General features: G+C 71.3%; 23 protein-coding genes and 1 pseudogene. 13 read left to right on the forward strand and 11 right to left on the reverse strand.

Going from position 1 to position 21,908, the window contains the following annotated elements; genetic code table 11:
• Positions 1-5: 5 nt before the first annotated feature.
• Positions 6-1,013 (forward strand): HEAT repeat domain-containing protein, encoded by a 1,008-nt coding sequence (locus ACH4G3_RS30465; RefSeq protein WP_397627524.1) that lies wholly within the window; start codon positions 6-8, stop codon positions 1,011-1,013.
• A gap of 12 nt (positions 1,014-1,025) precedes the next feature.
• On the opposite strand, the gene ACH4G3_RS30470 is transcribed toward ACH4G3_RS30465, so the two are convergent.
• Both ACH4G3_RS30470 and ACH4G3_RS30475 read right to left on the reverse strand, forming a co-directional pair.
• A complete protein-coding gene (locus tag ACH4G3_RS30470; RefSeq protein ID WP_397627525.1) occupies positions 1,026-1,691 on the reverse strand; it encodes a pyridoxine/pyridoxamine 5'-phosphate oxidase in 666 nt (221 codons plus the stop codon).
• Positions 1,692-1,719: 28 nt separating this feature from the next.
• Positions 1,720-2,145 (reverse strand): pyridoxamine 5'-phosphate oxidase family protein, encoded by a 426-nt coding sequence (locus tag ACH4G3_RS30475; protein ID WP_397627526.1) that lies wholly within the window; start codon positions 2,143-2,145, stop codon positions 1,720-1,722.
• A gap of 250 nt (positions 2,146-2,395) precedes the next feature.
• On the opposite strand from ACH4G3_RS30475, the gene ACH4G3_RS30480 reads away from it, so the two are divergent.
• Complete coding sequence (locus ACH4G3_RS30480; protein ID WP_397627527.1) at positions 2,396-3,610, forward strand: flavin-containing monooxygenase; 1,215 nt, start codon at positions 2,396-2,398, stop codon at positions 3,608-3,610.
• Positions 3,611-3,632: 22 nt separating this feature from the next.
• Here the strand turns inward: ACH4G3_RS30480 and ACH4G3_RS30485 are convergent, their stop codons facing one another.
• A complete protein-coding gene (locus ACH4G3_RS30485; RefSeq protein WP_397627528.1) occupies positions 3,633-4,481 on the reverse strand; it encodes an endonuclease/exonuclease/phosphatase family protein in 849 nt (282 codons plus the stop codon).
• A 155-nt stretch (positions 4,482-4,636) separates the two neighbouring features.
• On the opposite strand from ACH4G3_RS30485, the gene ACH4G3_RS30490 reads away from it, so the two are divergent.
• From ACH4G3_RS30490 to ACH4G3_RS30500, 3 genes are all read left to right on the forward strand, one after another.
• On the forward strand, positions 4,637-6,865 hold the full coding sequence (locus ACH4G3_RS30490) for an acetate--CoA ligase family protein (RefSeq protein ID WP_397627529.1): 2,229 nt from the start codon (positions 4,637-4,639) through the stop codon (positions 6,863-6,865).
• The gene (locus ACH4G3_RS30495; protein ID WP_397627530.1) at positions 6,862-7,656 is read left to right on the forward strand and encodes an enoyl-CoA hydratase/isomerase family protein; all 795 of its coding nucleotides are present in this window, start codon (positions 6,862-6,864) and stop codon (positions 7,654-7,656) included. Before ACH4G3_RS30490 ends, ACH4G3_RS30495 begins: the two co-directional genes overlap by 4 nt.
• A gap of 93 nt (positions 7,657-7,749) precedes the next feature.
• Positions 7,750-8,358 (forward strand): flavin reductase family protein, encoded by a 609-nt coding sequence (locus ACH4G3_RS30500; protein WP_397627531.1) that lies wholly within the window; start codon positions 7,750-7,752, stop codon positions 8,356-8,358.
• A 15-nt stretch (positions 8,359-8,373) separates the two neighbouring features.
• On the opposite strand, the gene ACH4G3_RS30505 is transcribed toward ACH4G3_RS30500, so the two are convergent.
• The 3 genes and pseudogenes from ACH4G3_RS30505 to ACH4G3_RS30515 all read right to left on the reverse strand — a co-directional run bounded on the left by ACH4G3_RS30505 (position 8,374) and on the right by ACH4G3_RS30515 (position 10,077).
• Positions 8,374-9,501, reverse strand: a complete 1,128-nt coding sequence (locus ACH4G3_RS30505; protein ID WP_397627532.1) for a methyltransferase — start codon at positions 9,499-9,501, stop codon at positions 8,374-8,376.
• A 133-nt stretch (positions 9,502-9,634) separates the two neighbouring features.
• Positions 9,635-9,886: pseudogene (locus tag ACH4G3_RS30510) on the reverse strand (methyltransferase domain-containing protein); the annotation flags it as partial.
• Between the two features lie 17 nt (positions 9,887-9,903).
• Positions 9,904-10,077, reverse strand: coding sequence for a hypothetical protein (locus tag ACH4G3_RS30515; protein ID WP_397627533.1), 174 nt, complete (start codon positions 10,075-10,077; stop codon positions 9,904-9,906).
• A gap of 439 nt (positions 10,078-10,516) precedes the next feature.
• Here ACH4G3_RS30515 and cutA point away from each other — a divergent pair, with 439 nt between their 5' ends.
• The gene (gene cutA / locus ACH4G3_RS30520; protein ID WP_397627534.1) at positions 10,517-10,843 is read left to right on the forward strand and encodes a divalent-cation tolerance protein CutA; all 327 of its coding nucleotides are present in this window, start codon (positions 10,517-10,519) and stop codon (positions 10,841-10,843) included.
• On the opposite strand, the gene ACH4G3_RS30525 is transcribed toward cutA, so the two are convergent.
• Positions 10,840-12,147 carry an NsdA family TPR-like regulatory protein gene (locus ACH4G3_RS30525; protein ID WP_397627535.1) on the reverse strand — a complete coding sequence of 436 codons (1,308 nt, stop codon included), beginning with the start codon at positions 12,145-12,147 and terminating at the stop codon, positions 10,840-10,842. The genes cutA and ACH4G3_RS30525 overlap by 4 nt on opposite strands.
• Positions 12,148-12,328: 181 nt before the next feature.
• Here ACH4G3_RS30525 and ACH4G3_RS30530 point away from each other — a divergent pair, with 181 nt between their 5' ends.
• The 5 genes from ACH4G3_RS30530 to tgmC all read left to right on the forward strand — a co-directional run bounded on the left by ACH4G3_RS30530 (position 12,329) and on the right by tgmC (position 15,758).
• Positions 12,329-12,886, forward strand: coding sequence for a hypothetical protein (locus ACH4G3_RS30530; RefSeq protein ID WP_397627536.1), 558 nt, complete (start codon positions 12,329-12,331; stop codon positions 12,884-12,886).
• Between the two features lie 103 nt (positions 12,887-12,989).
• Positions 12,990-13,250 carry a hypothetical protein gene (locus tag ACH4G3_RS30535; RefSeq protein WP_397627537.1) on the forward strand — a complete coding sequence of 87 codons (261 nt, stop codon included), beginning with the start codon at positions 12,990-12,992 and terminating at the stop codon, positions 13,248-13,250.
• Between the two features lie 152 nt (positions 13,251-13,402).
• Complete coding sequence (gene tgmA, locus ACH4G3_RS30540) at positions 13,403-13,699, forward strand: putative ATP-grasp-modified RiPP (protein ID WP_397627538.1); 297 nt, start codon at positions 13,403-13,405, stop codon at positions 13,697-13,699.
• Positions 13,696-14,643, forward strand: coding sequence for an ATP-grasp ribosomal peptide maturase (gene tgmB, locus ACH4G3_RS30545; RefSeq protein ID WP_397627539.1), 948 nt, complete (start codon positions 13,696-13,698; stop codon positions 14,641-14,643). Before tgmA ends, tgmB begins: the two co-directional genes overlap by 4 nt.
• A complete protein-coding gene (gene tgmC / locus ACH4G3_RS30550) occupies positions 14,640-15,758 on the forward strand; it encodes an ATP-grasp peptide maturase system methyltransferase (protein WP_397627540.1) in 1,119 nt (372 codons plus the stop codon). Before tgmB ends, tgmC begins: the two co-directional genes overlap by 4 nt.
• 22 nt (positions 15,759-15,780) lie before the next feature.
• Here tgmC and ACH4G3_RS30555 read toward each other — a convergent pair whose 3' ends face one another.
• The gene (locus ACH4G3_RS30555; RefSeq protein ID WP_397627541.1) at positions 15,781-16,146 is read right to left on the reverse strand and encodes a YybH family protein; all 366 of its coding nucleotides are present in this window, start codon (positions 16,144-16,146) and stop codon (positions 15,781-15,783) included.
• Between the two features lie 147 nt (positions 16,147-16,293).
• On the opposite strand from ACH4G3_RS30555, the gene ACH4G3_RS30560 reads away from it, so the two are divergent.
• The gene (locus ACH4G3_RS30560; protein ID WP_397627542.1) at positions 16,294-17,184 is read left to right on the forward strand and encodes a LysR family transcriptional regulator; all 891 of its coding nucleotides are present in this window, start codon (positions 16,294-16,296) and stop codon (positions 17,182-17,184) included.
• Positions 17,185-17,200: 16 nt separating this feature from the next.
• Here the strand turns inward: ACH4G3_RS30560 and ACH4G3_RS30565 are convergent, their stop codons facing one another.
• Positions 17,201-18,520, reverse strand: a complete 1,320-nt coding sequence (locus tag ACH4G3_RS30565; protein ID WP_397627543.1) for an MFS transporter — start codon at positions 18,518-18,520, stop codon at positions 17,201-17,203.
• Between the two features lie 71 nt (positions 18,521-18,591).
• On the opposite strand from ACH4G3_RS30565, the gene ACH4G3_RS30570 reads away from it, so the two are divergent.
• A complete protein-coding gene (locus ACH4G3_RS30570; RefSeq protein ID WP_397627544.1) occupies positions 18,592-19,635 on the forward strand; it encodes a GlxA family transcriptional regulator in 1,044 nt (347 codons plus the stop codon).
• Here ACH4G3_RS30570 and ACH4G3_RS30575 read toward each other — a convergent pair.
• Both ACH4G3_RS30575 and ACH4G3_RS30580 read right to left on the reverse strand, forming a co-directional pair.
• Positions 19,625-20,674, reverse strand: a complete 1,050-nt coding sequence (locus ACH4G3_RS30575; protein WP_397627545.1) for a Zn-dependent alcohol dehydrogenase — start codon at positions 20,672-20,674, stop codon at positions 19,625-19,627. The two genes, ACH4G3_RS30570 and ACH4G3_RS30575, sit on opposite strands and share 11 nt — an antisense overlap.
• A complete protein-coding gene (locus ACH4G3_RS30580; RefSeq protein WP_397627546.1) occupies positions 20,674-21,822 on the reverse strand; it encodes an acyl-CoA dehydrogenase family protein in 1,149 nt (382 codons plus the stop codon). The genes ACH4G3_RS30575 and ACH4G3_RS30580 overlap by 1 nt, the downstream gene beginning before the upstream one ends.
• Positions 21,823-21,908 lie beyond the last annotated feature (86 nt).

Consider the following 21,908-nt stretch of genomic DNA (forward strand, 5'->3'; position numbering starts at 1 on the left):
ATGCGGTGTTGATCGGTGATGTGGCACGGCGGTCCGGGGTCAGCGCCCGCATGCTCAGGCATTACGAGTCGCTCGGCCTGGTGCGGCCGACGGGCCGTACCGATGCCGGCTATCGCGAGTACTCCGGCGAGGACGTCCGGCGGATCTTCCACATCGAGAGCCTGCGGTCCTTGGGGCTGCCGCTGCGTGAGGTCAAGCGCGCGCTCGATGATCCCGGCTTCGCGCCCGCGGAGCTCGTCGACGACCTCGTCCGCCAGACGCGGGAGCGCATCGCGGCCGAGACGGAGCTGCTGACGCGGCTCCACAGGATCGGTGCCGCGGAACCCGCGGGATGGGAGGACGTCCTCCAGATCGTCGCGCTCCTTCAGGCCTTGAGGTCGCAGAGCGCCGGGACGCGCCAGCGCGCGGCACTGTCCTCGGTCGAAGAGGTTCCCGTGCCGGTGGAAGCGCTGGTCGAAGCGGCGCTGGGCGAGACGGACCCGAACGTCGCCGGGGCCCTTCGATGGGCCCTGGCCCGATCGGGCGATGGCGGACTTGCGTTGCTGGCGGAGGGCCTCGGCTCACCGGCCGCCGAGGTGCGCGAACGTGCCGTCCAGTCCATCGCCGAGATGCCGAACGGTGAGGCGACGACCGCACTGCTGCGGGACGCCCTCGCGGACCCGGACGTCGTGGTCCGCAGGTATGCGGCGCTGGCGCTCGGGGCACGTGGGGTGGCCGACGCGGTCCCGACGCTCATCGACATGATCGTCGAGGAGGCGAACGACGTCGACGCGGCCGACGTACTGAGCGCGCTGGCGAGTGATCCCGCGTCGGCGGACCGGATCGCCGCCAGGCTCGTCGGCTGCCTCGCCGACGGCACCGATGAACCGTCGGCACGCCGACGGCTGGCACAGGCGCTCGCGGACATCCCGGGACGCACGGCGTCACGCGCCCTCGAAGACCTGTCCCATGACGAAGACCGTGCCGTCGCGCTCACTGCCGCGTACATCCTCCGGATACGCGACGCACGATGACCCCGGGTCCGTTCACGGCCACAGCAGTTCCCGCGTCCACTCCTCCCCTGTGCTCCGATAGCGCAGCCGTACGTGCCGTCGTGCCGCGTCTCCCTGGAAGAACTCCACCTCGTCCGGCCGCAGCCGGTACAGGGTCCAGGACGCCACGGGAGCCTCCGGCTCGCTCCGGGCCCGCTCCCACGCCGCCTCGGACGCCCGCGTCAGCTCCTCCACAGAGCCCAGGATCTCGCTCTGGCGGCCGGTCAGCGCCGCGGCCAGCGCGCCCGTCGAGCGGGCGTGGAGGTCGCCCTGGGCCTCCTCCGACGGGGCGGCCGACACCGGGCCGCGGACCCGTACCTGCCGGCCCAGGACCGGCCAGTAGAAGCAGAGCGCGGCGTACGGGCGGCCGCTGAGGTGACTGCCCTTGCGGCTCCCGGCGTGGGAGGCGAAGGACCAGCCGGTCTCGTCGGCGCCGTGCAGCATCACGATCCGTACGTCGGGCAGGCCGGACTCGTCGGAGGTCGCCAGCGACACGGTGTGCGGCTCGGTCTGCCCGGCCGCCACCGCCGCCGCGAACCACTCGGCGAAGAGCGGCAGCGGGGCGTCCGGGGCGGTCGTCGGGTCGAAGGGGGGCAGTTGGGTGACCTGCGGGTCCCAGACCCGCAGTGACCTCAGCAGCTCGTGAAGATCCGTTGCCATGCCCCCGATTGTCACCCCGGAGGGTGTCTCACACCTGCCCGAGGTCCGACGACACCCACCGCTCCGGCCTCATCCGCAGCACCAGCTGTTCTCCGTGGTTCTTCCAGGAGAAGTCGACGTAACCGTCGACCTTGTCGGCCGGCAGGTAGCGTGCCGCCATCTCGCGGACCTGGTCGAGGGTGGCCGGGGCCGTGTCGACGACCGGGCCCTCCACCGACACGTACCGGATCGTCGGCTCCAGCCGGTCCACCATGAGGGAGAACCGGCCCGCCGCGCTGATCAGGCCGTACTTGCGGGAATCGAGGGCCGTCAGGATCCAGATGTCGCCGCCGGGCTCGTACTGGTACCAGATGGGCACGGTCAACGGCGCACGGCCGGGCCCCGCGTCCACCGCGAGTGCGGCGACATGCGGCTCGGCCAGGAACTGTTCGCGCTCTTCACGGGTCAGGGCCATTCCGGTCTCCTTAGCCAGACATTCCGGTCTGCGTCGACGTCGTCTCTCCGTCGACGTCCTCTCAACACCGGCTCCGGGGGCGGGTGTTCCGCTGTGAGGGCCGATCCGTCAGGAACGATCACCGGCTCGCCACAACCGGGCCGGCTACGCCACCGGCCCCACCCCGTCCCCCTACAGCCGTGACCAATCCGAAATCAATTCCGGTCTTGACCGAGACCCATCAAGCGGGCCCGTGGCTACGCTCCCGCTCATGGCCGACTCCACACCCCCCACACACTCCCCGGCACACCCCGCACCCGACCGCCCCGTCTACGTCATCGGCGGCGGCCCGGGCGGACTCTCCGCCGCGTACGCGCTGCGGGCCCGGGGCATACGGGCCGTCGTCCTGGAGAAGTCCGACCGCGTCGGGGCGTCCTGGCGCGACCACTACGACCGGCTGCACCTGCACACCACCCGCCGCCTGTCGTCCCTGCCCGGGCTGCCGATGCCGCGCCGGTTCGGGCGGTGGGTGTCCCGGGACAACGTGGTGCGCTACCTGGAGAAGTACGCCGAGCACCACCGGCTCGAGATCGTCACGGGCGTCGAGGTGTCCCGCATCGAGCGCGCGCCCGACGGCACGGGCTGGCTGCTGCACGCCACCGGGGGCCGGGAGCTGACCGGCGCGGCGGTCGTCGTCGCCACCGGCTACAACCACACGCCCCGCGTGCCCGACTGGCCCGGCCGCGACACCTACACCGGCGAGTTGCTGCACGCCTCCGCCTACCGCAACGCCGAGCCCTTCGCAGGCCGCGAGGTCCTGGTCGTGGGCGCCGGCAACACGGGCGCCGAGATCGCCGTGGACCTGGCGGACGGCGGCGCCCGGGTACGGCTGTCCATCCGCACCGTCCCGCACATCGTGCGCCGCTCGACCGCCGGCTGGGCCGCGCAGTACTCGGGCGTCATGGCCCGGCGCCTGCCGGTCGGCCTGGTCGACCGGATGGCCCGGCAGCTGTGCAGACTGAGCGTGCCCGATCTGTCCGCCCACGGCCTGCCGCGCCCCGACACCGGCCTCTACACCCGGGTCACCGAGGGAGCCGTGCCCGTCCAGGACGTCGGTCTGATCGACGCCGTGCGCAAGGGCAGAGTGGAGGTGGTCGCGGCCGTGGCGGGCTTCGAGGACGGCAAGGTCGTCCTCGCCGACGGCACCCGCCTCTCCCCGGACGCCGTCGTCGCGGCCACCGGCTACACCCGGGCCCTGGAGGACCTCGTCGGCCACCTCGACGTACTCGACGCCCGCGGGAGGCCCGTCACCCAGGGCCCCCGCAGTCCGCATACCGCCCCCGGCCTGTACTTCACCGGCTTCACCAACCCGATCAGCGGCATGCTCCGCGAGATGGCGATCGACGCGGTGAAAATCGCGAAGGCCATCGCCCGGGACGGTTCGGGGAGGGCGTCGCGACTCCCGGGCCGGACGGACACCCCCTAGGGGGGTCCGGCGGCGGGCGCCGTCAGCTTCCCTCCTCCCACCGGCCCGGAGGGTGGGAGGGAAGCGTCAGGTCGGCGACCAGGCCGTAGTGGTCGCTCGCGTACACGCCGTTCACCGGTCGCACCAGGACTCGCCGGCATGAGGAGACCCGCAGGGTGGGGCCGTGAGGACCGCACCGGAGCAGGATGTAGTCGATGCGGCGGTCCGACGCCTCGGGCATGTCGCCCTGCCGTACGAGCGGGTTGGCAGGGCTGAACGTGGGGCCCGGTTCGCCGCCGTGCACGGCCGACCAGCTGTCCTGGAAGCAGATGCTCATGCCGTCGAGCGACTGGAGCCCCTGGAGGAACCGCAGGCTGGCGGCTTCAGGGGTCGCGTCGAGGTCGCCGAGCAGGACGGTGTGGCGCACGGGGCGCTCGGCGGTGACGCCGTCCACGAGCCGGGCCGTGGCGAGTGCCTGCAACTCCCGCTCGTGCTCATAGCCGTAGGGCCAGCTCGGTTTGTGATGCACGACGAGGATCGTGCCGAAGGGTTCGGGAAGCCGCAGTTCGGCGGCGACGACTCCGCACCAACTGGTGTGCGCCGTACGCTCGGTCACCTGGAGCGGGTCCGTCACCGTGTGCCCGAAGGGATGGCGGGCGGCCAGGACGGCCCCCACGCCGTCGGAGGACCAGCGAGGATGCGGAACGACGTGCCAGCCGGCGTCGGCGAGGGCCGCCACGTCCTCGGGAGTGACTTCCTGGAGCGCGAGCACGTCCGGGTCCTGGCGACGGATCTCGCGAGCCAGGACCGCCCGCCGGCTCGCGCCGTCGGCGTACCGCGGAGCCAGCACGTTCATGGTCATCAGCCGGATGCCGGAGGCCGTCTCACCCATGGGCTCAGCGTGGCACACGGCACGGACGTCCACCCGGCTCCGACTTCGACCGCTCACAACCATTCCTGCGCTCACAACCATTCCTGACATCACGTCAGTTCGGATAATCTGACAGAGCGTCAGTTAGCGGCTGTCTCACAGGAGCGGGCGGAACGATGCTTGGATCGACCCACGGCACTCTCACCACCGACTCCCGCCGGACCCGGGCCATAGCCTGTGGCGAGCGGTCCGGGCCCGCCGTGCACGGCAGGCCGGCCCGGACGGGAGACCTCGATGTCAGCGGGCGTCCGCTGCACGCGGACGTACCCGACCTGGACCGTCTCTTCCGCCCGCAGTCCGTCGCCGTGATCGGCGCGTCCGATGCCGAGGGGCGCCCGAACACCGGCATCACACGGCAACTGACCGACTGGGCCGAGCGGGTCGGGGCCCGGCTGTATCCGGTGCATCCGAGCCGCCCGTCGGTCTTCGGCATGCCCTGCTCCCCTTCCGTCGCCGGCCTGCCCGAGCAGGTCGACCTGGCCGTGGTGCTGGTCGGCGACCCCCTCCCGGTGGTCGAGGAACTGGCCGAGGCCAAGGCACGGTTCGCGGTCGTCTTCGCCTCCGGGTTCGCGGAGACCGGGCCGGAGGGCGAGGCCGCCCAGCGGCGACTGACCGCCGCCGTCGAGCGGTCCGGGATGCGGCTGCTGGGACCCAACACCAACCTCAACGCCTTCGAGCGGTTCCGTGCCGACCTGGAAGGACCGGCGATCGCGCTGATCACCCAGTCCGGCCACCAGGGCCGCCCCGTCTTCGCCCTCCAGGAACTCGGCATCCGGCTCTCCCACTGGGCGCCCACCGGCAACGAGGCCGATCTGGAGAGCGCCGACTTCCTCTCCTACTTCGCCGAGCAGCCCGAGACCGGCGCCATCGCCTGCTACCTGGAGGGGCTGAAGGACGGCCGCTCCTTCCTCCTCGCCGCCGACCGGGCCGCCCGGCGCGGGGTGCCGGTCGTCGCGGTCAAGGTGGGCCGTACCGAGACCGGCGCCCGCACGGCCGCCTCCCACACCGGCAAACTGACCGGCGCCGACGCCGTGGTGGACGCGGCGCTGCGCCAGTACGGCGTGATCCGGGTCGACGGGCTCGACGAACTCCAGGACACCGCCGCCCTGCTGGCCCGGGCCCGTGCGCCGCGCGCCGACGGGGTCGTCGTCTACTCGATCTCCGGCGGCACGGGCGCGCACGTCGCCGACCTGGCGACGGAAGCCGGCCTGCGGCTGCCGGTCCTGTCCGAGGCCAAACAGGCCGAGCTGCACCAGTGGATACCCGAGTACCTGAGCGTCGCCAACCCCGTCGACAACGGCGGTCACCCGGTCGGCGACTGGCGCGGCCGGAAGATCATCGACGCCCTCCTCGACGACCCCGAGGTGGGCGTGCTCGTCTGCCCGGTCACCGGGCCGTTCCCCCCGCTCAGCGACCGGCTCGTCCGGGACCTGGTGGACGCGGCGGAGCAGACGGACAAGCTGGTGTGCGTGGTGTGGGGCTCGCCGGTCGGCACCGAGCCGGCCTACCGCGAGGTCCTGCTCGGCTCCTCCCGCGTGGCCACCTTCCGCACGGTCGGCAACTGTCTCACCGCCGTCCGCGCCTACCTCGGCCACCACCGCTTCACGACCGGCTACCGCTCCCCCTTCGACGAGGCCCCGCGCACTCCCTCCCCCTCCTACCGCAAGGCCCAGGCGCTGATGCGACCCGGCGAGCAGCTGAGCGAGCACGCGGCGAAGCAACTGCTGCGGGCGTACGGCATCCGCGTGCCGCGCGAGCAGTTGGTCACCAGCGCGGCGGCGGCCGTCCGGGCGGCGGGGCTGGTGGGCTACCCGGTGGTGATGAAGGCCTCGGGCGCCCGGATCGCCCACAAGACCGAACTGGGCCTGGTGAAGATCGGGCTCACCTCGGCGAGCCAGGTCCGCGATGCCTACCGGGAGCTGACCGACATCGCCCGCTACGAGGATGTCCCGCTGGACGGCGTACTGGTCTGCCAGATGGTCGAGCACGGCGTCGAGATGGTCGTCGGTGTCACGCACGACGACCTGTTCGGGCCGACGGTGACGGTCGGGCTCGGCGGGGTCCTCGTCGAGGTCCTGCGCGACACCGCCGTAGGGGTGCCGCCGTTCGGCGAGGAGCAGGCGCGGGACATGCTGGACGGGCTGCGCGGGCGGGCGCTGCTCGACGGGGTCCGGGGGCGGCCGCCGGCGGATCTGGACGCACTCGTCGAGGTCGTCCTGCGCGCCCAGCGCATGGCACTGGAACTCGGGGACCAGCTGGCCGAGTTGGACATCAACCCGCTGATGGTCCTGCCCCGGGGGCAGGGCGCGGTGGCGCTGGACGCGCTGGCGGTGTGCAGCCGATGACGGAACCCGCGGTCCTGCACACCACGGGCGACCACGTCCTCTCCGTCACCCTCAACCGGCCCGAAGCCCTCAACGCCCTCACGCCCGCCCAGCGGGACGAGATCGTCCGGCTGCTTTCGGAGGCGTCCGCGTCGGCGGACGTACGAGCGATCGTGCTCACGGGAACAGGGCGCGGCTTCTGCACGGGCGCGGACCTCCGCGCCGGCGCCACCACGACCGCCGCACGCGTCGCCGGAGATGTCGCACGCACCCTCCGCACCGGCGCCCAGCGCCTGATCGCCGCCGTCCTGGACTGCGAGAAGCCGGTGATCGCGGCGGTCAACGGCACGGCGGCGGGGCTGGGCGCGCATCTGGCGTTCGCCTGCGACCTGGTCCTGGCGGCCGAGTCGGCCCGCTTCATCGAGGTGTTCGTACGGCGCGGGCTGGTACCGGACGCCGGCGGCGCTTACCTCCTGCCCCGTCTCATCGGCCCGCAGCGCGCCAAGGAGCTGATGTTCTTCGGCGACGCGCTCACGGCGGCCGACGCGGAGCGGCTGGGGCTGGTGAACCGGGTCGTCCCGGACGCCGACCTGGACAAGACGGCCCGCGCCTGGGCCGAACGCCTCGCCACCGGCCCGACCCGCGCCCTCGCCCTGACCAAGCAGCTCGTCAACGCCTCCCTCGACGCCGACCGAGCCACCGCCTTCGCCGCCGAGGCCGCCGCGCAGGAGATCAACATGACGACGGCGGACGCGCAGGAGGGCGTACGGAGCTTCGTGGAGCGCCGTAGCCCCGCGTACAAGGGCCACTGACCGTACAAGGGCCGCTGACCGTACAAGGGCCCCCGACCCTTCCCATCTGACGATGCGTCAGCTTGAATGGCATGTGTGATGGGACAAGCAGGAATGGCCGAAGCCGCCGTCCGCTACCTCAGGTCGGTCCGCACACCCGCCCCGGAGCCCGTCGAAGCGCTGCCGCGCCCCGAGTTGCGGTGCGTCGGCGAGGACGAGCGCGCGCCCCTCGACCCGGCGGAGTTCCGCCGGGTCCTCGGAAACTTCGCGACGGGCGTGGCCGTGATCACGGCACCCCCGGCAGCCACCAGCCCCGGCGACTCCCCCGCCGGCTTCGCCTGCCAGTCCTTCACGTCCCTCTCCCTCGACCCGCCGCTGGTCGCCTTCATGGTCGGCCGCGGGTCGGCGACCTGGCCGCGTATCGCCCGGGCCGGGGTGTTCTGCGTGAACGTCCTGGGAGCCCACCAGAGCGAGCTGTGCCGCGCCTTCGCGGTGAGCGGCGCGGACAAGTTCGCGGGGGTGGCGTACGACGCGGCGCCGGTGTCCGGCTCGCCGCGCCTGTCGGGTGCCGTCGCCTGGATCGACTGCGCGATCCACGCCGTCCACACCGGCGGGGACCACCTCATCGTGGTCGGCCGGGTGGACGCCCTCGGCACGGCGGCCGACGATCCGGAGGGACCGCTGCTCTTCCACCGAGGGCGGTTCGCGCGGCTGTCTGACTGATCGAGTCGGTTCGGATCAGGCGACGGCCAGCCGCCACAGTGACGTGACCTCGGCGGCCCGTGCGGCGTGCAGCGGATCGTGCCTGTCGCGCACGCGCGCGTGGCGCGGACGCGTGTCCAGGCGGTCGACTACGCGTAACCCCGCCGCCTCTACGGCGGTCAGCAGCTCAGCCCGGGTGCGCAGCCCGAGGCGCTCCGCCAGGTCGGACAGGACGAGCCAGCCCTCACCACCCGGCTCCAGCCGGCCGGCGAGCCCGTCGAGGAACCCGTGGAGCATGCCGCCGCCCGCGTCGTAGACGCCGAGGTCGAGGTCGGAGGCGGGGCGGGCGGGGATCCAGGGCGGGTTGCACACCACCAGGTCGGCGCGCCCCTCGGGATACAGCTCGGGCCCGGTGACGCGGACCGCCCGCCCGAGCCCCAACCGCCGTACGTTGTCCCGCGCGCAGGCCCTCGCCCGGCCGCTGACGTCCGTGGCCACGACCCGCCCGACACCCCGCCCGACACCCCGCCGGGCGAGCACGGCGGCGAGCACACCGGTGCCCGCGCCCAGGTCGAACGCGGTACGCACGCAAGGGCCGGGCAACGGCGCCCGCGCGACCAGGTCGACGTACTCACTCCTCGTCGGCGCGAACACCCCGTAGTGCGGGTGGATCCGATCGTCCAGCGCCGGTACGTGCACGCCGTTCTCCCGCCACTCCCGGGCACTGATCACGCCCAACAGTTCGTTCAGGGCGACGGCCACAGGGCCATCGGACGGCCCGTACGCCTCGACACACGCCCGGCTCACATCGGGCGCCCGGCGCAGGGCCAGTGTGTGGTCCTCCTCCAGCAGGACGAGCAACTTCCCCAGCACGCGCGCACGGTGAGCACGAAACCGCCGGTACAGACGAAATGCCTCTCCCGGCGTCCCCGCCACACCGGGCGTGGCACGACCGACCCGACGATCCATCGCGCGCAACAACTGCCGCGCGTTGTGGAAATCCCCGCGCCACAACAACGCGGTGCCCTCGCAGGCCAGACGGTAGGCGACGGCGGCCCGCATCCGGTCGTCGGCTACGACGACCCGGCGGGGCAGGGGCAGCCCGGACTCAGAGTGCCAGCGGGCGGAACGGGGTTGAGCCTCGACCCAGCGGATCGTGGACACGGCAAACTCCTCGGAAGGCCGAACGTGAACGAACCTGCGACGTCACGACGACCACGTCACCGAGGACCATGCCGAGTGTCATCAACGGACCTTCCGAGAGGCGAGTTGGGTGATCCCAGGATAGGCCCAGCACCGGAGCCCACCCACCGAAGTCGCAGAACACCAGGTCGAAGCGGTCGGCGGCGAAGGGAAGTTGTTTCGGCGGCGCCTTGCACCAGCGGGTAGCGGGCCGCTCCCATCGCGAGGGCCACTGCGGCGAGTTGGGCTTCGGACACGTCGAGCCCGACCACGATGGCGCCCTCGGCGGCGAGCGCCCTGGACCACTGGCCGGCCGCCGCCCCCACAGCCGGGGTGTGGCGCCGATGTGCGGGTCGTGCTTGCCCATGATCCGCCCGACAAGCCCTAGTGCCGGCTCTGCCACCACAGAAGGGCCAGGGTGAACCCGGCGCTGCCGGCGGCGTAGGCCGCACCACGCACGGCTTCGGCTGCGAGGAGACGAGCCCAGCGGGCACAGGGCTGTCCGATCCGGCCGGTCAGATCGGGCGGCTGCACGCGGGGGTCCGTAGACTCAGGCATGGAAGGTTCCTCGGTTTCTTGATCCAGGTGACTTTCCAGCGAAGAGCCCCATCGCCCTACGGTTGCGAGCCAGGAGCGGTGCGGGCTCTTTGCTTGCCCGGTCTACGCACAAACGTCGCCCCCTCAGCGGGACCTCGGCGATATCGGAACCGGGCTTGGCACACCACGTTATCGCCCCTCATCGGGGGTCGGTCATGAGCCGTATGTGTACAAACCCAGGGGTGGAACTTTGACGTTCTGCACAGCCGGCTGGGTTCAACGTGAGAGCGACATAAGGAGGCTGACGGTCAATCAGCAGGCGGCGAAGGGCTCGACCGCCGTTCGCCTTACGTACGTACTCGGCTTGGATGGTGGTTGCGCTTCCAGCCCCATCACTTGCCCTGCGGCGCAGCCAGTCCCGAGCCCCAACGAACAGGTGCCTGATCGCTACGCTCACGGCATGACTGAGTTTGTACAGGTGTCGACCGCCACGCCGGAACGTCAGCAAGCTGTAGAACTCGCCAAGGGAGCAGTCCAGGGGCGGCTCGCCGCCGGTTCGCAGATCATCGGCCCGGTGGGGTCGGTGTTCTGGCACCTGGGCGAGTTCGGTGAAGCGGAGGAGTGGCGGCTGCTGGTCACCACGACTAGCGAGCGCTACGCAGAGCTGGAGAAGTACCTTCTGGAGAACCACCCCTGGGACAACCCCGAGCTGCTCGCGGTGCCGATCGCCAACGGGGCACCCCGGTGTCTCCAGTGGATCAAGGACAGCGTCGCCCCGGAAACCTAGGGCGTGGCCCTCTTCAACACGTCCTGAACGACGCCCAAGCCCTGGTGCTGCCGCAACTGGTTCAGCACCGGGGTAAGGCGCTGCCGGGGACGCACGGAAGCGACTCCGATGGACAGGTCCAGGGCGCGGTTCGTCACGGCCGCGGCCTCCTCCACCTCGCCGGCTGCCAGGTAGGCATCGGCCAGCCATGACAGGTACAGCGCCTTGTCTCGGGCGTGGTGGTCGTCGTACCGGGCGAGCGCCCGGGTGAGCACCGGTACAGCCCGCAGAGGACGGCGAAGCTCTGTCCAGCACCGGCCGGTCATGATGTCCAGCTCGGTCTCGTCAACCCAGGCCGCCCAGTCCCGCTCAGGCTCTCCGTTCTGCCGCTCGTCCAGGGCAGACCTTGCGGCGTCCAAAGCCTCTTCGACACGGTGTGGCTGGCCCGCGACGGCACAGGCCCAGGCCATCCGCTCGTGGAGCAGAGCGCGCACGCTGGACGGAGTGGTGGGGGTGATGGTGGAGCAGCTGGTTGCGGCCATCTCGACCGCCATGTTCCGGTCAGCGGCCTGATAAGCGAGGAATGCGTACGCGTTGGCGAGAAGATCGGCGTCGCCTGCTTCACGGGCGGCGTGCTGACTCTCCTCGTACAGGCTCTCGGCCTGAGTCTGCTGTCCTCCGTCGAAGGCTGCCCAACCGGCCTGTTGGGCCTGCTCGGCAAGCAGTGACACGGTGCCGCGGCGAGACTCCGGGGTGAAGACGGAGTCCCGTAAAAGGGCCTTGGTGGCCTGGTACTCGCCCAGGTAGACGCGGTAGGTGTCGCCGCCGCCCAGCGTTTCGTCGAGACGCCGCAGACGGGCGGCACGGCGCCGCATCCGTACGACGTCTTCCACGGAGACGTGCTTGGGCTCCGGCGGTCTCGTCAAGGCGGGGAGGGCAGCGGCCAGGCCCGTGGAGGTGGCGGCTTGGAGGACGGTTCTGCGGCGCAAGCTCGGGGGTCCCATCTGTGGGTCGTTCGCGTGCGCAGGAGGCTCGCTGTTCTCCCACGGGCGGGGAGCCAGGCCGACCATGTGCCCAGGAATTCGCAACGCGTCCGCGATCTGCAAGATCTTGTCGAACGTGGTGATTGTGCCCTGTCCCTTGGCGAGCGTGCCGACCCGATCCGGCTTGATGTCGCACTCAGCGGCGATGCGCGAGTAGCTGATCCCCGCATGGCTTTTCGCCCGCCGGAACACCGTCCCGAAGTCGTGTGTCTCCAGCGCTCGGCGCATCTCCTCGTCGTTGAGGAGGTCCCGGGGCAGCGCGGTCGGTGACTGGTGAATCATGCGTGCACTTCCTGCTCGCCTGAGTCTTCGGCATGTTTCCTGAGGCCTGTACCCATGATGGGTATACCGCGCGGCGGGAGGTGCGCTCTTCGCGAGAAATCCATCCTGGACGCGAAGAGCCCCGGCAGGCCACCGTCCCGTTGGCCTGCCGGGGCATCGACGACTGTGAGGAGTCGCCACCATGCGCGAGACCACTCAACGCACTCCGGGGTTTGGGGACTTGGAGGAGCATCCAGCGCCTGCCATTGCGGCGGACCGTGAGTGTGCGCTCTTGGTCGAGGACTGGTTACTGGCCGCCGCTCCCGACGTCCAACGGGCACGGTGGGAATGGAGCGAGGGCGGGTTGACCTTCCTTCGCTGCGGCGAGTTGCTCACCGCCATCCGCTTGCCCGGGGACCTCGTCCGAACTGCTGCCGCGAGCAGCGACCCTGCCGAGGTGGGCACCTATCTGTCCGAGGTCCTCGACGGCGGCCCCGTCATCGCCTCCCGGGGCCGCTACTACCCCCTGGTGCTCCCGAGCGCGGGCGTGGCCTGGCAGCACCCGGACGCCGAGTGTCTGGCATGGGGTACTTGGCTGGGAGTTCCGCCCGTCACAGAGACAAATTGCCGGAACCCCTTGGGGTACTGGGCTGTCCCGATTTGGAGGCCGGGCGAGCTGTGTGAGGCCGACGCCGTCTTGCATCTTGTTCGGCTCGCCCATCATCGGCTTTCACGGCAGGAGACCGGCGATGGGAATTAGCCATGCTTCGCCGTTCAACGCGGACGAAATCCGACGACGGTGCGAGGAAGCACTGTGGGGGCCCAGCGGCCCCTTAGCTGAACAGCGTGCTCTCCTCCGAGAGATGGAGGGCTATGTACGGCTTCTGGCGCCCAAGCTCGCAAAGCTCATGCCGCGGATGCGGGACGACATGCAAGGAACAGCGCGCATCGTCCTGAGGTATTCGGACGAACTCCTCGGCGATGAGGCACCGTCGACTGATCTGGCGACGCGGCTGCACGACGCCGCCATCAACGCGCGTGCACTGCTGGGCCTGCTTGAACGGCCCGGTGAGCTCGCGCCCGACGCTGAGGCATCGGACCAGAACCCGGCACGCAGCACATAGGGCAGCCTCACTGACCCCGGCCCCGAGCTCCGCCCCCACAACGAACGGAATTCGGCGCGGGGCCAAGCGGCGCGGGGCCCACGTCCCTGTCGGTCTCGGCGCCCCATCACCACCCACAGGCGGATTCGATCACTGCGACACAGAGGAGAAGCATGTTCGTTCACTCCGACCGTCTGCCCACGAGCCCGGCGATCCCCCTGGGACTCAGCGCACCCCGCCCGTGGGGGCTCGGCCGCATGGCGCCCTACCCCACCATGGCTCCCGACTACGCCCGCGCCGAGCTGGACCCGGCCACCCAGACCGCCGTGTTCTACGACAGGCCCGGCCAGGTCATGGAGATGGGCAAGCACAACACGTCCACCGGCACCAGCCCGTCGACCGGCACCAGCCCGGACGGTGGCAACCAGGGCGCGACGGACACCGACACGAGCGCCGACAGCGACCAGTGAGTGATCCGCGTCCGGTGTTGGTCGTCACCAGCCTGCACGACCCCACCGCCGACGTGGTGATCAGCGAGCTGCACGACAGGGACATCCCGGTCGTGCGGCTCGACTCGGGGGACTTCCCCACATCACTGTCGGTGGAGGCAGAGATCACCAAGCACGGCCTACGAGGCCGCCTCCTCACCGCCAGCCGCACTGCGGACCTGGCCCACATCCGCGCCCTCTACTACCGCCGACCGACCGGATTCAGCTTCCCGCACCTCGACGGGCAGGACGCCCGCTTCGCCGTCACCCAGGCCCGCTACGGGCTCGGCGGAGTCCTGGCCTCACTGCCGGGCTGTCTCTACGTCAACCATCCGCACCGCATCGGCGACGCCGAGTTCAAACCGGCCGGGCTGACCGCGGCCGCGGCCGCTGGGTTCCTGGTCCCGCCCACCCTCATCACCTCCAGCCCCGACGCTGCCCGGGAGTTCATCAAGCAGCACGGCTCGGTCATCTACAAGCCGCTGCACAACCCCGTCTATCGAGTCGACGGCGTCTCGTCCGTCGTCAAGGTCGCCGAGGTGTCCGCAGCGGACATCGACGACGACGTAGCGGGCACAGCGCACCTCTTCCAGGAGCGGATCCGCAAGGTCGCCGACGTCCGGCTGACCGTCATCGGTGCAGACGTGTTCTGCGTCCGCATCGACTCCGACCTTCTCGACTGGCGCACCGACTACAGCCGGCTGACCTACACCCCTGTGGAAGCACCACCGGGGATCCGGCCGGCCCTCCACCGCTACATGAACCGCTTTCGCCTGGTCTTCGGAGCTTTCGACTTCTGCGTGGGAGAGGACGGCCGATGGTGGTTCCTGGAGTGCAACCCATCCGGCCAGTGGTACTGGCTGGAAACCGAAACGGGGCTGCCCATGCGCGCAGCCCTGGCGACCCTCCTGGAGAGGAAGACGTGACCGATCAAGCACAGCTCCACCAGCTGCTCCTCGACAGGATGACGGCGACCGGCTGCATGCGCACGGAGCCCTGGAAGCGGGCAGCCGCAGCCGTCCCCCGGCACGAATTCCTGCGCGGTGGCTTCTTCCGACGCGCGGTCGGCATGGACGTCACCGCGTGGGAGCCCGTACGGGAAGGCGACGCGGGCTGGCTGGAGGGCTGTTATGCGGACGAGTCGCTGGTGACCCAGATCGCCGGCACGATCGTCCCGGAAGACATCCGCGGGCGGATCACACGCGAGCCGACCAGTTCCAGCACGCTGCCCTCTCTCGTGCTGCGCATGCTGGAGGACCTCCAGGTCGAGGACGGGCACGAAGTGCTGGAGGTCGGAACCGGCACCGGCTACTCGACCGCCGTGCTCTGCGCCCGGCTCGGCGCGGGGAACGTCACCTCGATCGAGTACGACCCGCACGTGGCGTCGCGGGCCCGGGCCTCCCTCGGCCGCCTCGGGACCTACCCCACGCTGGTCACCGGCGACGGTCTGCTCGGTCACGGCGCGGGGGCGCCGTACGACAGGGTCATCGCCACATGCGGCGTACGCACCGTGCCCGAGGCATGGATCGAGCAGACCGGGCCCGGTGGCTTGATCCTGGCGACCGTCGGCGGTTGGCTCGGCTCCTCGGAGCTCGCGCGCCTCACGGTCCACGAGGACGGTACGGCGTCCGGCCCGCTGCTGGGCGGCGGGGTGAACTTCATGCTCGCGCGGCCGGAGCTGCCGCCGCCGCTCGGGCTGCTCCCCGACTTCGACGAGGGCACAGAGCGGGAGACCGTCACCGGGGCCGACGTGCTGAACGACTGGACGAGCCGCTTCGTCGTGCAGCTCGCCACACCGGGCGCCCAGCGCCTGACCCTGGAAAGGGACGGGCACACCGAGGACGTGCTCGTCGACACGGAGACCGGCTCATGGGCCGCCGTATATGAGGACGGCGGCCGGTGGCTCGTCCGCCAGGACGGGTCGGACACGCTCTGGGATGCGGTGGAGGAGCTGTTCGGCCGGTGGCGCGCCGCCGGTGCACCACCGCTGGACCGGTTCACCGTCCGTGTCACCCCGCAGGGCCAGACGATCCGCTGGTGACCCGTCCTGCCGGTCCCGTCCTTCAGCGGCTGGGCACCACGAACTCAGGCTGGTCGAGCAGGCGCAGCCAGCTTCCGTCAGGCTGGCGCCGGACCACCTGTGCCCGGGCTCCGGACCCGTCCTTCGGCGGGGTCGAGGTGAGGGCGATGTCGCCGCTGACCAGAGTCGGCAGCGGTGGTTCCGGCTCGAAGCGGGGACGGCCCGCCAGCACCTTTTCCCACAGCTCACGGATCGCCTCCCGGCCCACCGTCTGCTCGCCGGGCGGGTAGGCCAGCACTGCGTCCTCTTCGTAAAGCGCCGCGACCCCGGCCGCGTCACCGGCGTTGGAGCGCTCGACGAACAAGCGGGTGATGTCTTCGGGTCGCATGGCCTTCTCGTACTCCGGCACGAGTACCTCCTGACGTCGGGCTTCGGTGCTTCCGGCTTCCGGCTTCCGGCTTCCGGCTTCCGGCTTCCGGCTTCCGGCTTCCCAGCCTGGTCTCCCGCCGGTCAGAAGTCCAACAGATGGCTCTTCTGGGAACTAGAATTATCAGTCATGGAAATGAGGCAGCTCGAATACTTCATCGCAGTCGCCGAAGAGCAGAACTTCACGCGGGCGGCCGAGCGCGTGCGCATCAGCCAGTCCGGCGTCAGTGCCCAGGTCCGCCAGCTCGAACGCGAGCTCGGCGCCGAGCTGTTCCACCGGTCGGCGCGCACCGCCACCCTCACTGTCGCTGGCAAGGCCGCGCTCGAACACGCCCGCGCCGCGCTCGCCGCAGCCGATGCGGTCGGCCAGGCGGTGGGTGAGGTCACCGACCTGATCCGAGGCCGGCTCACCGTCGGGATGGTCATCGGCTGCACCGTCACGCCGCTGTTCGACGCCCTCGCCGCATTCCACCGGGCGCATCCGGGCGTGGAGATCTCCCTGCTGGAGGACAACTCCGACCGGCTCGTCGAGGGCGTACGCGCCGGCACCATCGACCTGGCCCTCATCGGGACGGCGATCGCCACTCCCCCCGGGCTGGACGCGCTGACCATCATCAGCGAGCGGCTCGTCGCAGCGGTTCCGGCCGAGCACCCCTTGGCGAAAAAGCGGCGGGTCACTCTGCGCGACCTGACCGCCCACTCCATCGTGTGCATGCCGCCCGGTACGGGACTGCGCGCGGTATTCGACCATGCCTGCGCCGCTCAGAGCCTCCAACCCTCGATCGCACTGCAGGCCAGCTCCGCGGATGCCATTGCCGACCTCGCCGCCCGCGGGCTCGGCGTCGCCATCCTCAGCGAGTCGATGGCCGCGAATCACCGCGACCGGCTCACGGCCCGCACCATCGACGACGTCGAGACGTCAGCGTTGCTCGCCCTGGTCTGGAAGAGCCCGCACGGCCCCGCCCTGCGTGAGTTGCTCCTGCACAGCAGGCAGGCATTCACCCAGCCCGACGCGACTTGAGCGCCAGGGCCCGCTCTCAGGCCATGGCCTCCGCCCCGACCCCCCGCCGCCGCCGGATCACCAACGCCATCAACGCCGCCACCGCACACAACGCCCCCGACGCGTACCAGACCACGTTGTAGGAACCGAACGTGTCGCGGGCGACGCCGCCGAGGAAGGCGACCAGGGCCGCGCCGACCTGGTGGGAGGCGAGGACCCAGCCGAAGACGATCGCGCTGTCCTCGCCGTACTGCTCGCGGCACAGGGCGAGGGTCGGCGGGACGGTGGCGACCCAGTCGAGGCCGTAGAAGACGATGAAGAAGATCATCGGCGGCTGGACGCTGGGCGTCACCAGCAGCAGGGGCAGGAAGAGGAGGGAGACGCCCCGCAGGGAGTAGTAGACGGCGAGCAGACGCCGGGCCTCGAAGCGGTCGGTGAACCAGCCGGAGGCGATCGTGCCGACGACGTCGAAGACACCGATGACCGCGAGCAGCGAGGCGGCCGTCGTCAGGGGCATGCCGTGGTCGTGCGCGGCGGGCACGAAGTGGGTCTGGATCAGGCCGTTGGTGGAGGCACCGCAGATGGCGAAGGTGCCGGCGAGCAGCCAGAACGGGCCGGTGCGCGCGGCGGAGAACAGCACGGTCACGGCCCGGCGGGCGGCGCCCGGGACCGGTGCGGGCTTCGGTACGAACTCGGTCGCACCGTACGGCTTCTGGCCCACGTCCGCGGGGTGGTCGCGCAGCAGGAGCCAGACGAACGGGACGACCGCGAGGGCGGCGAGCGCGACCGTCACGGCCGCCGGGCGCCAGTCGTGCCGTTCGACGATCCAGGACAGCAGGGGCAGGAAGATCAGCTGCCCGGAGGCGGACGCGGCGGTGAGGATGCCGCTGACCAGGCCGCGCCGCTCGGTGAACCAGCGGTTGGTGACGGTCGCCGCGAACGCCAGCGCCATGGAGCCGGAGCCCAGGCCGACCAGCAGGCCCCAGCACAGCATCAGTTGCCAGGCCGCCGTCATCCACACCGTGAGACCCGAACCGAGCGCGATGACCGTCAGGGCGACCGCGACGACCCGGCGGATGCCGAAGCGGTCCATCAGGGCCGCCGCGAACGGCGCCGTCAGACCGTACAGCGCGAGATTGACCGAGACGGCCGCACTGATCGTGCCGCGCGACCAGTCGAACTCCTCGTGCAACGGGTCGATGAGCAGGCCCGGCACGGAACGGAAGGCGGCCGCGCCGATGATGGTCACGAAGGTGACGGCGGCGACGAACCAGGCCCGGTGCACACGTATACGGCTGCCGCGGCCCGGCTTCGGCGTCTGCGGCACGACTGCTGCGGCTTCGCTTGTCTGGGTCACGACATAGAGCTTCCGGCCTGCGACCGGCTCCATCGAGTGGCCCGGAGGACAGCATTCGCTAGGATCGGGCCATGACATCGGCCAGCCATTCCAGTCCGGCCCCGGACCCGGCCGCCGGCTTCCGTCCCCACCGCGTCGTCGTCCTCGCCCTCGACGGGCTGCTCCCCTTCGAGCTGGGCATCCCGCACCGTATCTTCGGCCGCCCCAAGGACACCCTGGGACGGCGCCTGTACGAGGTCGTGACCTGCTCGATCCGGCCGCCGGGCCCGGTCGAGACGGACGCCGACTTCGCCATCCACGTCGCACATGGCCCCGAGGCCCTGGCCGACGCCGACACGGTGATCGTCCCGGCGTCGTACGAACTCGGCCCGGTCTACGCCGAGGGCGTGCTGACCGACGAGCTGGCCGCGGCCCTCGCCCGCCTCCGGCCCGGCACCCGGCTGGCCTCCATCTGCACGGGCGTGTACGTCCTCGCCGCCGCCGGCCTGCTCGACGGCCGCCCGGCCACCACCCACTGGTCCGACGCCGCGCGCCTCCAGCGGCTCTTCCCCCAGGTCGAGGTCGACCCGGACGTGCTGTTCATCGACGACGGCGACGTGCTGACCTCCGCGGGCGTCGCCGCCGGCATCGACCTGTGCCTGCACATCGTGCGCCGCGACCACGGCGCCGCCGTCGCCAACGACGTGGCCCGCCGTACGGTCGTACCGCCGCACCGCGACGGCGGTCAGGCGCAGTACATCGAGCGGCCGGTGCCCGATCCACAGCAGGCCTCCACCACCACCGCACGCGCCTGGGCCCTGGGCCGTCTGCACGAGCCGATCCAGCTGCGCGACATGGCCGCCCAGGAGTCCATGTCGGTCCGCACGTTCACCCGCCGCTTCCGCGAGGAGACCGGCGTCAGCCCCGGCCAGTGGCTCACCCAGCAGCGCGTGGAACGGGCCCGGCACCTGCTGGAGACCACCGACCGCTCCGTCGACCAGGTGTCCCGCGACGCGGGCTTCGGCACGGCCCAGTCGATGCGCCAGCACCTCCAGGCGGCGCTCGGTGTCACGCCCACCGCCTACCGGCGGACCTTCCGGACCGGGACGGACCGAACGGGGGCCGCTAGAACATGAGGACCCCGCGCGCCACCCGCCCCGCCTCCGCGTCCGCCGCCGCCTTCTCGAAGTCCTCGACCGGGTAGGTACGGGTGACGAGTTCGTCGAGCAGCAGCCGGCCCTGTCGGTACAGCTCGGCGTACAGGGCGATGTCCCGCTGGGGGCGGGAGGAACCGTAGCGGCAGCCCAGGATGGACTTGTCGAGGTACATCGACGAGACGAGGAAGGACGCCTCGGCCGTGGCCGGCGGCACTCCGAGGAGGATCGCCTGGCCGTGCCGGTCCAGTGCGTCGATCGCCTGCCGGATCAGCTCCACCCGGCCGACGCACTCGAAGGCGTGGTCCGCGCCCGTGGGCAGGATGTCCCGCACGCCCTCCGCCGAGGTGAGGAAGTCCGTCGCGCCGAAGCGGCGTGCCACCTCCTCCTTCGCCGGGTTGGCGTCGACGGCCACGATCCGCACGGCGCCCGCGAGCCGCGCCCCCTGCAGCACGTTCAGGCCGATGCCGCCCGTCCCGATCACCAGCACACTGTCGCCGCGGTCCACCCGCGCCCGGTTCAGCACGGCGCCCACCCCCGTCAGCACTCCGCATCCGATGAGCGCCGCCGACGCCATGGGGACGTCCTCGGGGATACGGACCGCCTGTACGGCCTTCACGACCGTGCGCTCAGCGAACGCCGAGTTCGCGGCGAACTGGTGGACCGGCAGACCGGCGTGACGGAACGGCCGGCCCGGACGCCCGATCGCCTGCCGGCACATCGTCGGGCGCCCCCGGTCGCACTCCGCGCACGTACCGCAGTTCGCGAGCGTGGACAGGGCCACATGGTCACCGGGCGCCACATGGGTGACGCCACCGCCCACCGCCTCCACGACCCCGGCCCCCTCATGGCCCAGCACCACAGGAACCGGGAAGGGTATGGTCCCGTCCACCACCGACAGATCGCTGTGGCACAGCCCCGCCGCCGAGATCGCGACCCGCACCTCGCCCGGCCCCGGCTCCCGCACCTCCAGATCCGTGACGACCCGGACCTGCTTCCCGTCGAAGATCACGCCTCGCATCACGCGGCTCCCTTGCGCTCCCTGGGCAGGCCGAGCACACGCTCGGCGATGATCGTGCGCTGGATCTGGTCCGAGCCGCCGTAGATCGTGTCGGCCCGGGAGAAGAGGAAGAGGTGCTGCGCCGCATCCAGTTCGTACGGTGAGGCCACCGACCAGTCCGCCGGACCGACGCTCGCCGCCGCGCCCCGCACCAGCACCGCCAGCTCCCCGAGCCGCTGATGCCAGCCGGCCCACAGCAGCTTCGCCACGCTCGGGGCACCCGCATCGCCCGAACCGCCCAGGGTGCGCAGGGCATTCCAGCGCATGGTGCGCAGCTCGGCCCACTGCCGTACGAGCCGTTCCCGGACGACGGGATCCGCCGCCGCGCCCGACTCCACGGCCGCCCGCACCACGCTGCCCAGCTCCTCGGCGAAGCCGATCTGCTGCGCCAGCGTGGACACGCCCCGCTCGAAACCGAGGAGGCTCATGGCGACGCGCCAGCCGTTGCCCGCACCGCCGACGACATGCTCCGCGCGCGCCCCGTCGAAGAAGACCTCGTTGAACTCGCTGGTGCCCGTCAGCTGGCGGATGGGGCGGACCTCGATCCGGCCCGGCTGGTCCATGGGGACGAGGAGGAAGCTCAGTCCGTGGTGCCGCTCGGAGCCGGGCTCGGTGCGGGCGAGCACGAAGCACCAGTCGGCCTCGTGCGCGAGTGACGTCCAGATCTTCTGCCCGGTGACGCGGTAGGTACGGCCGTCCGCCTCGCGCACGGCCGCGGTACGGACACCGGCCAGGTCCGAGCCGGCGCCGGGTTCGCTGTACCCCTGGCACCAGAGTTCCTCACCGGCGGCGACCGGCGGCAGGAAGCGGGACTTCTGCTCCTCGGTGCCGTGCGCGATGAGCGTGGGGGCCAGGAGGTTCTCACCGATGTGCCCGGAGCGCGGGGGCGCGCCCGACCGTGCGTACTCCTCGGCCCAGACGACCTGTTGGGTGAGCGTGGCGGAACGATTGCCGTACCCTCCCGCAGCCCACCCGATCCCGATCCAACCGGCTGCTCCGAGAGTGCGCTCCCATGCGCGCCGGTCTGTTACGCCCTCGGCGTGCGCGGCGAGCCAGTCCCGGGCCTCGCCCCGAAAGTCCTCGTCTTCTCGCGCGAACCCGAAATCCACGATCGCCGCCTCATCTCGGTAACTGGGCTTGCGGTAAGGCACCTGAGGGGCGCGGGGAACTGCGCGACAAACCACAAACAACCCGC

Origin of the sequence: Streptomyces afghaniensis, from assembly GCF_044327915.1 — a bacterium.
Taxonomy (GTDB): domain Bacteria; phylum Actinomycetota; class Actinomycetes; order Streptomycetales; family Streptomycetaceae; genus Streptomyces; species Streptomyces afghaniensis.

Coding starts and splice junctions, on each gene's coding strand:
- ACH4G3_RS30530 (WP_397627536.1), top strand. CDS start 12,329: ATGCGCGAGACCACTCAACGCACTCCGGGGTTTGGGGACTTGGAGGAG.
- ACH4G3_RS30470 (WP_397627525.1), bottom strand. CDS start 1,691: ATGGCAACGGATCTTCACGAGCTGCTGAGGTCACTGCGGGTCTGGGAC.
- ACH4G3_RS30535 (WP_397627537.1), top strand. CDS start 12,990: ATGGAGGGCTATGTACGGCTTCTGGCGCCCAAGCTCGCAAAGCTCATG.
- ACH4G3_RS30570 (WP_397627544.1), top strand. CDS start 18,592: ATGACATCGGCCAGCCATTCCAGTCCGGCCCCGGACCCGGCCGCCGGC.
- ACH4G3_RS30500 (WP_397627531.1), top strand. CDS start 7,750: ATGGCCGAAGCCGCCGTCCGCTACCTCAGGTCGGTCCGCACACCCGCC.
- ACH4G3_RS30575 (WP_397627545.1), bottom strand. CDS start 20,674: ATGCGAGGCGTGATCTTCGACGGGAAGCAGGTCCGGGTCGTCACGGAT.
- ACH4G3_RS30525 (WP_397627535.1), bottom strand. CDS start 12,147: ATGATTCACCAGTCACCGACCGCGCTGCCCCGGGACCTCCTCAACGAC.
- ACH4G3_RS30495 (WP_397627530.1), top strand. CDS start 6,862: ATGACGGAACCCGCGGTCCTGCACACCACGGGCGACCACGTCCTCTCC.
- ACH4G3_RS30490 (WP_397627529.1), top strand. CDS start 4,637: ATGCTTGGATCGACCCACGGCACTCTCACCACCGACTCCCGCCGGACC.
- ACH4G3_RS30560 (WP_397627542.1), top strand. CDS start 16,294: ATGGAAATGAGGCAGCTCGAATACTTCATCGCAGTCGCCGAAGAGCAG.
- ACH4G3_RS30480 (WP_397627527.1), top strand. CDS start 2,396: ATGGCCGACTCCACACCCCCCACACACTCCCCGGCACACCCCGCACCC.
- ACH4G3_RS30515 (WP_397627533.1), bottom strand. CDS start 10,077: ATGCCTGAGTCTACGGACCCCCGCGTGCAGCCGCCCGATCTGACCGGC.
- ACH4G3_RS30475 (WP_397627526.1), bottom strand. CDS start 2,145: ATGGCCCTGACCCGTGAAGAGCGCGAACAGTTCCTGGCCGAGCCGCAT.
- cutA (WP_397627534.1), top strand. CDS start 10,517: ATGACTGAGTTTGTACAGGTGTCGACCGCCACGCCGGAACGTCAGCAA.
- ACH4G3_RS30485 (WP_397627528.1), bottom strand. CDS start 4,481: ATGGGTGAGACGGCCTCCGGCATCCGGCTGATGACCATGAACGTGCTG.
- tgmA (WP_397627538.1), top strand. CDS start 13,403: ATGTTCGTTCACTCCGACCGTCTGCCCACGAGCCCGGCGATCCCCCTG.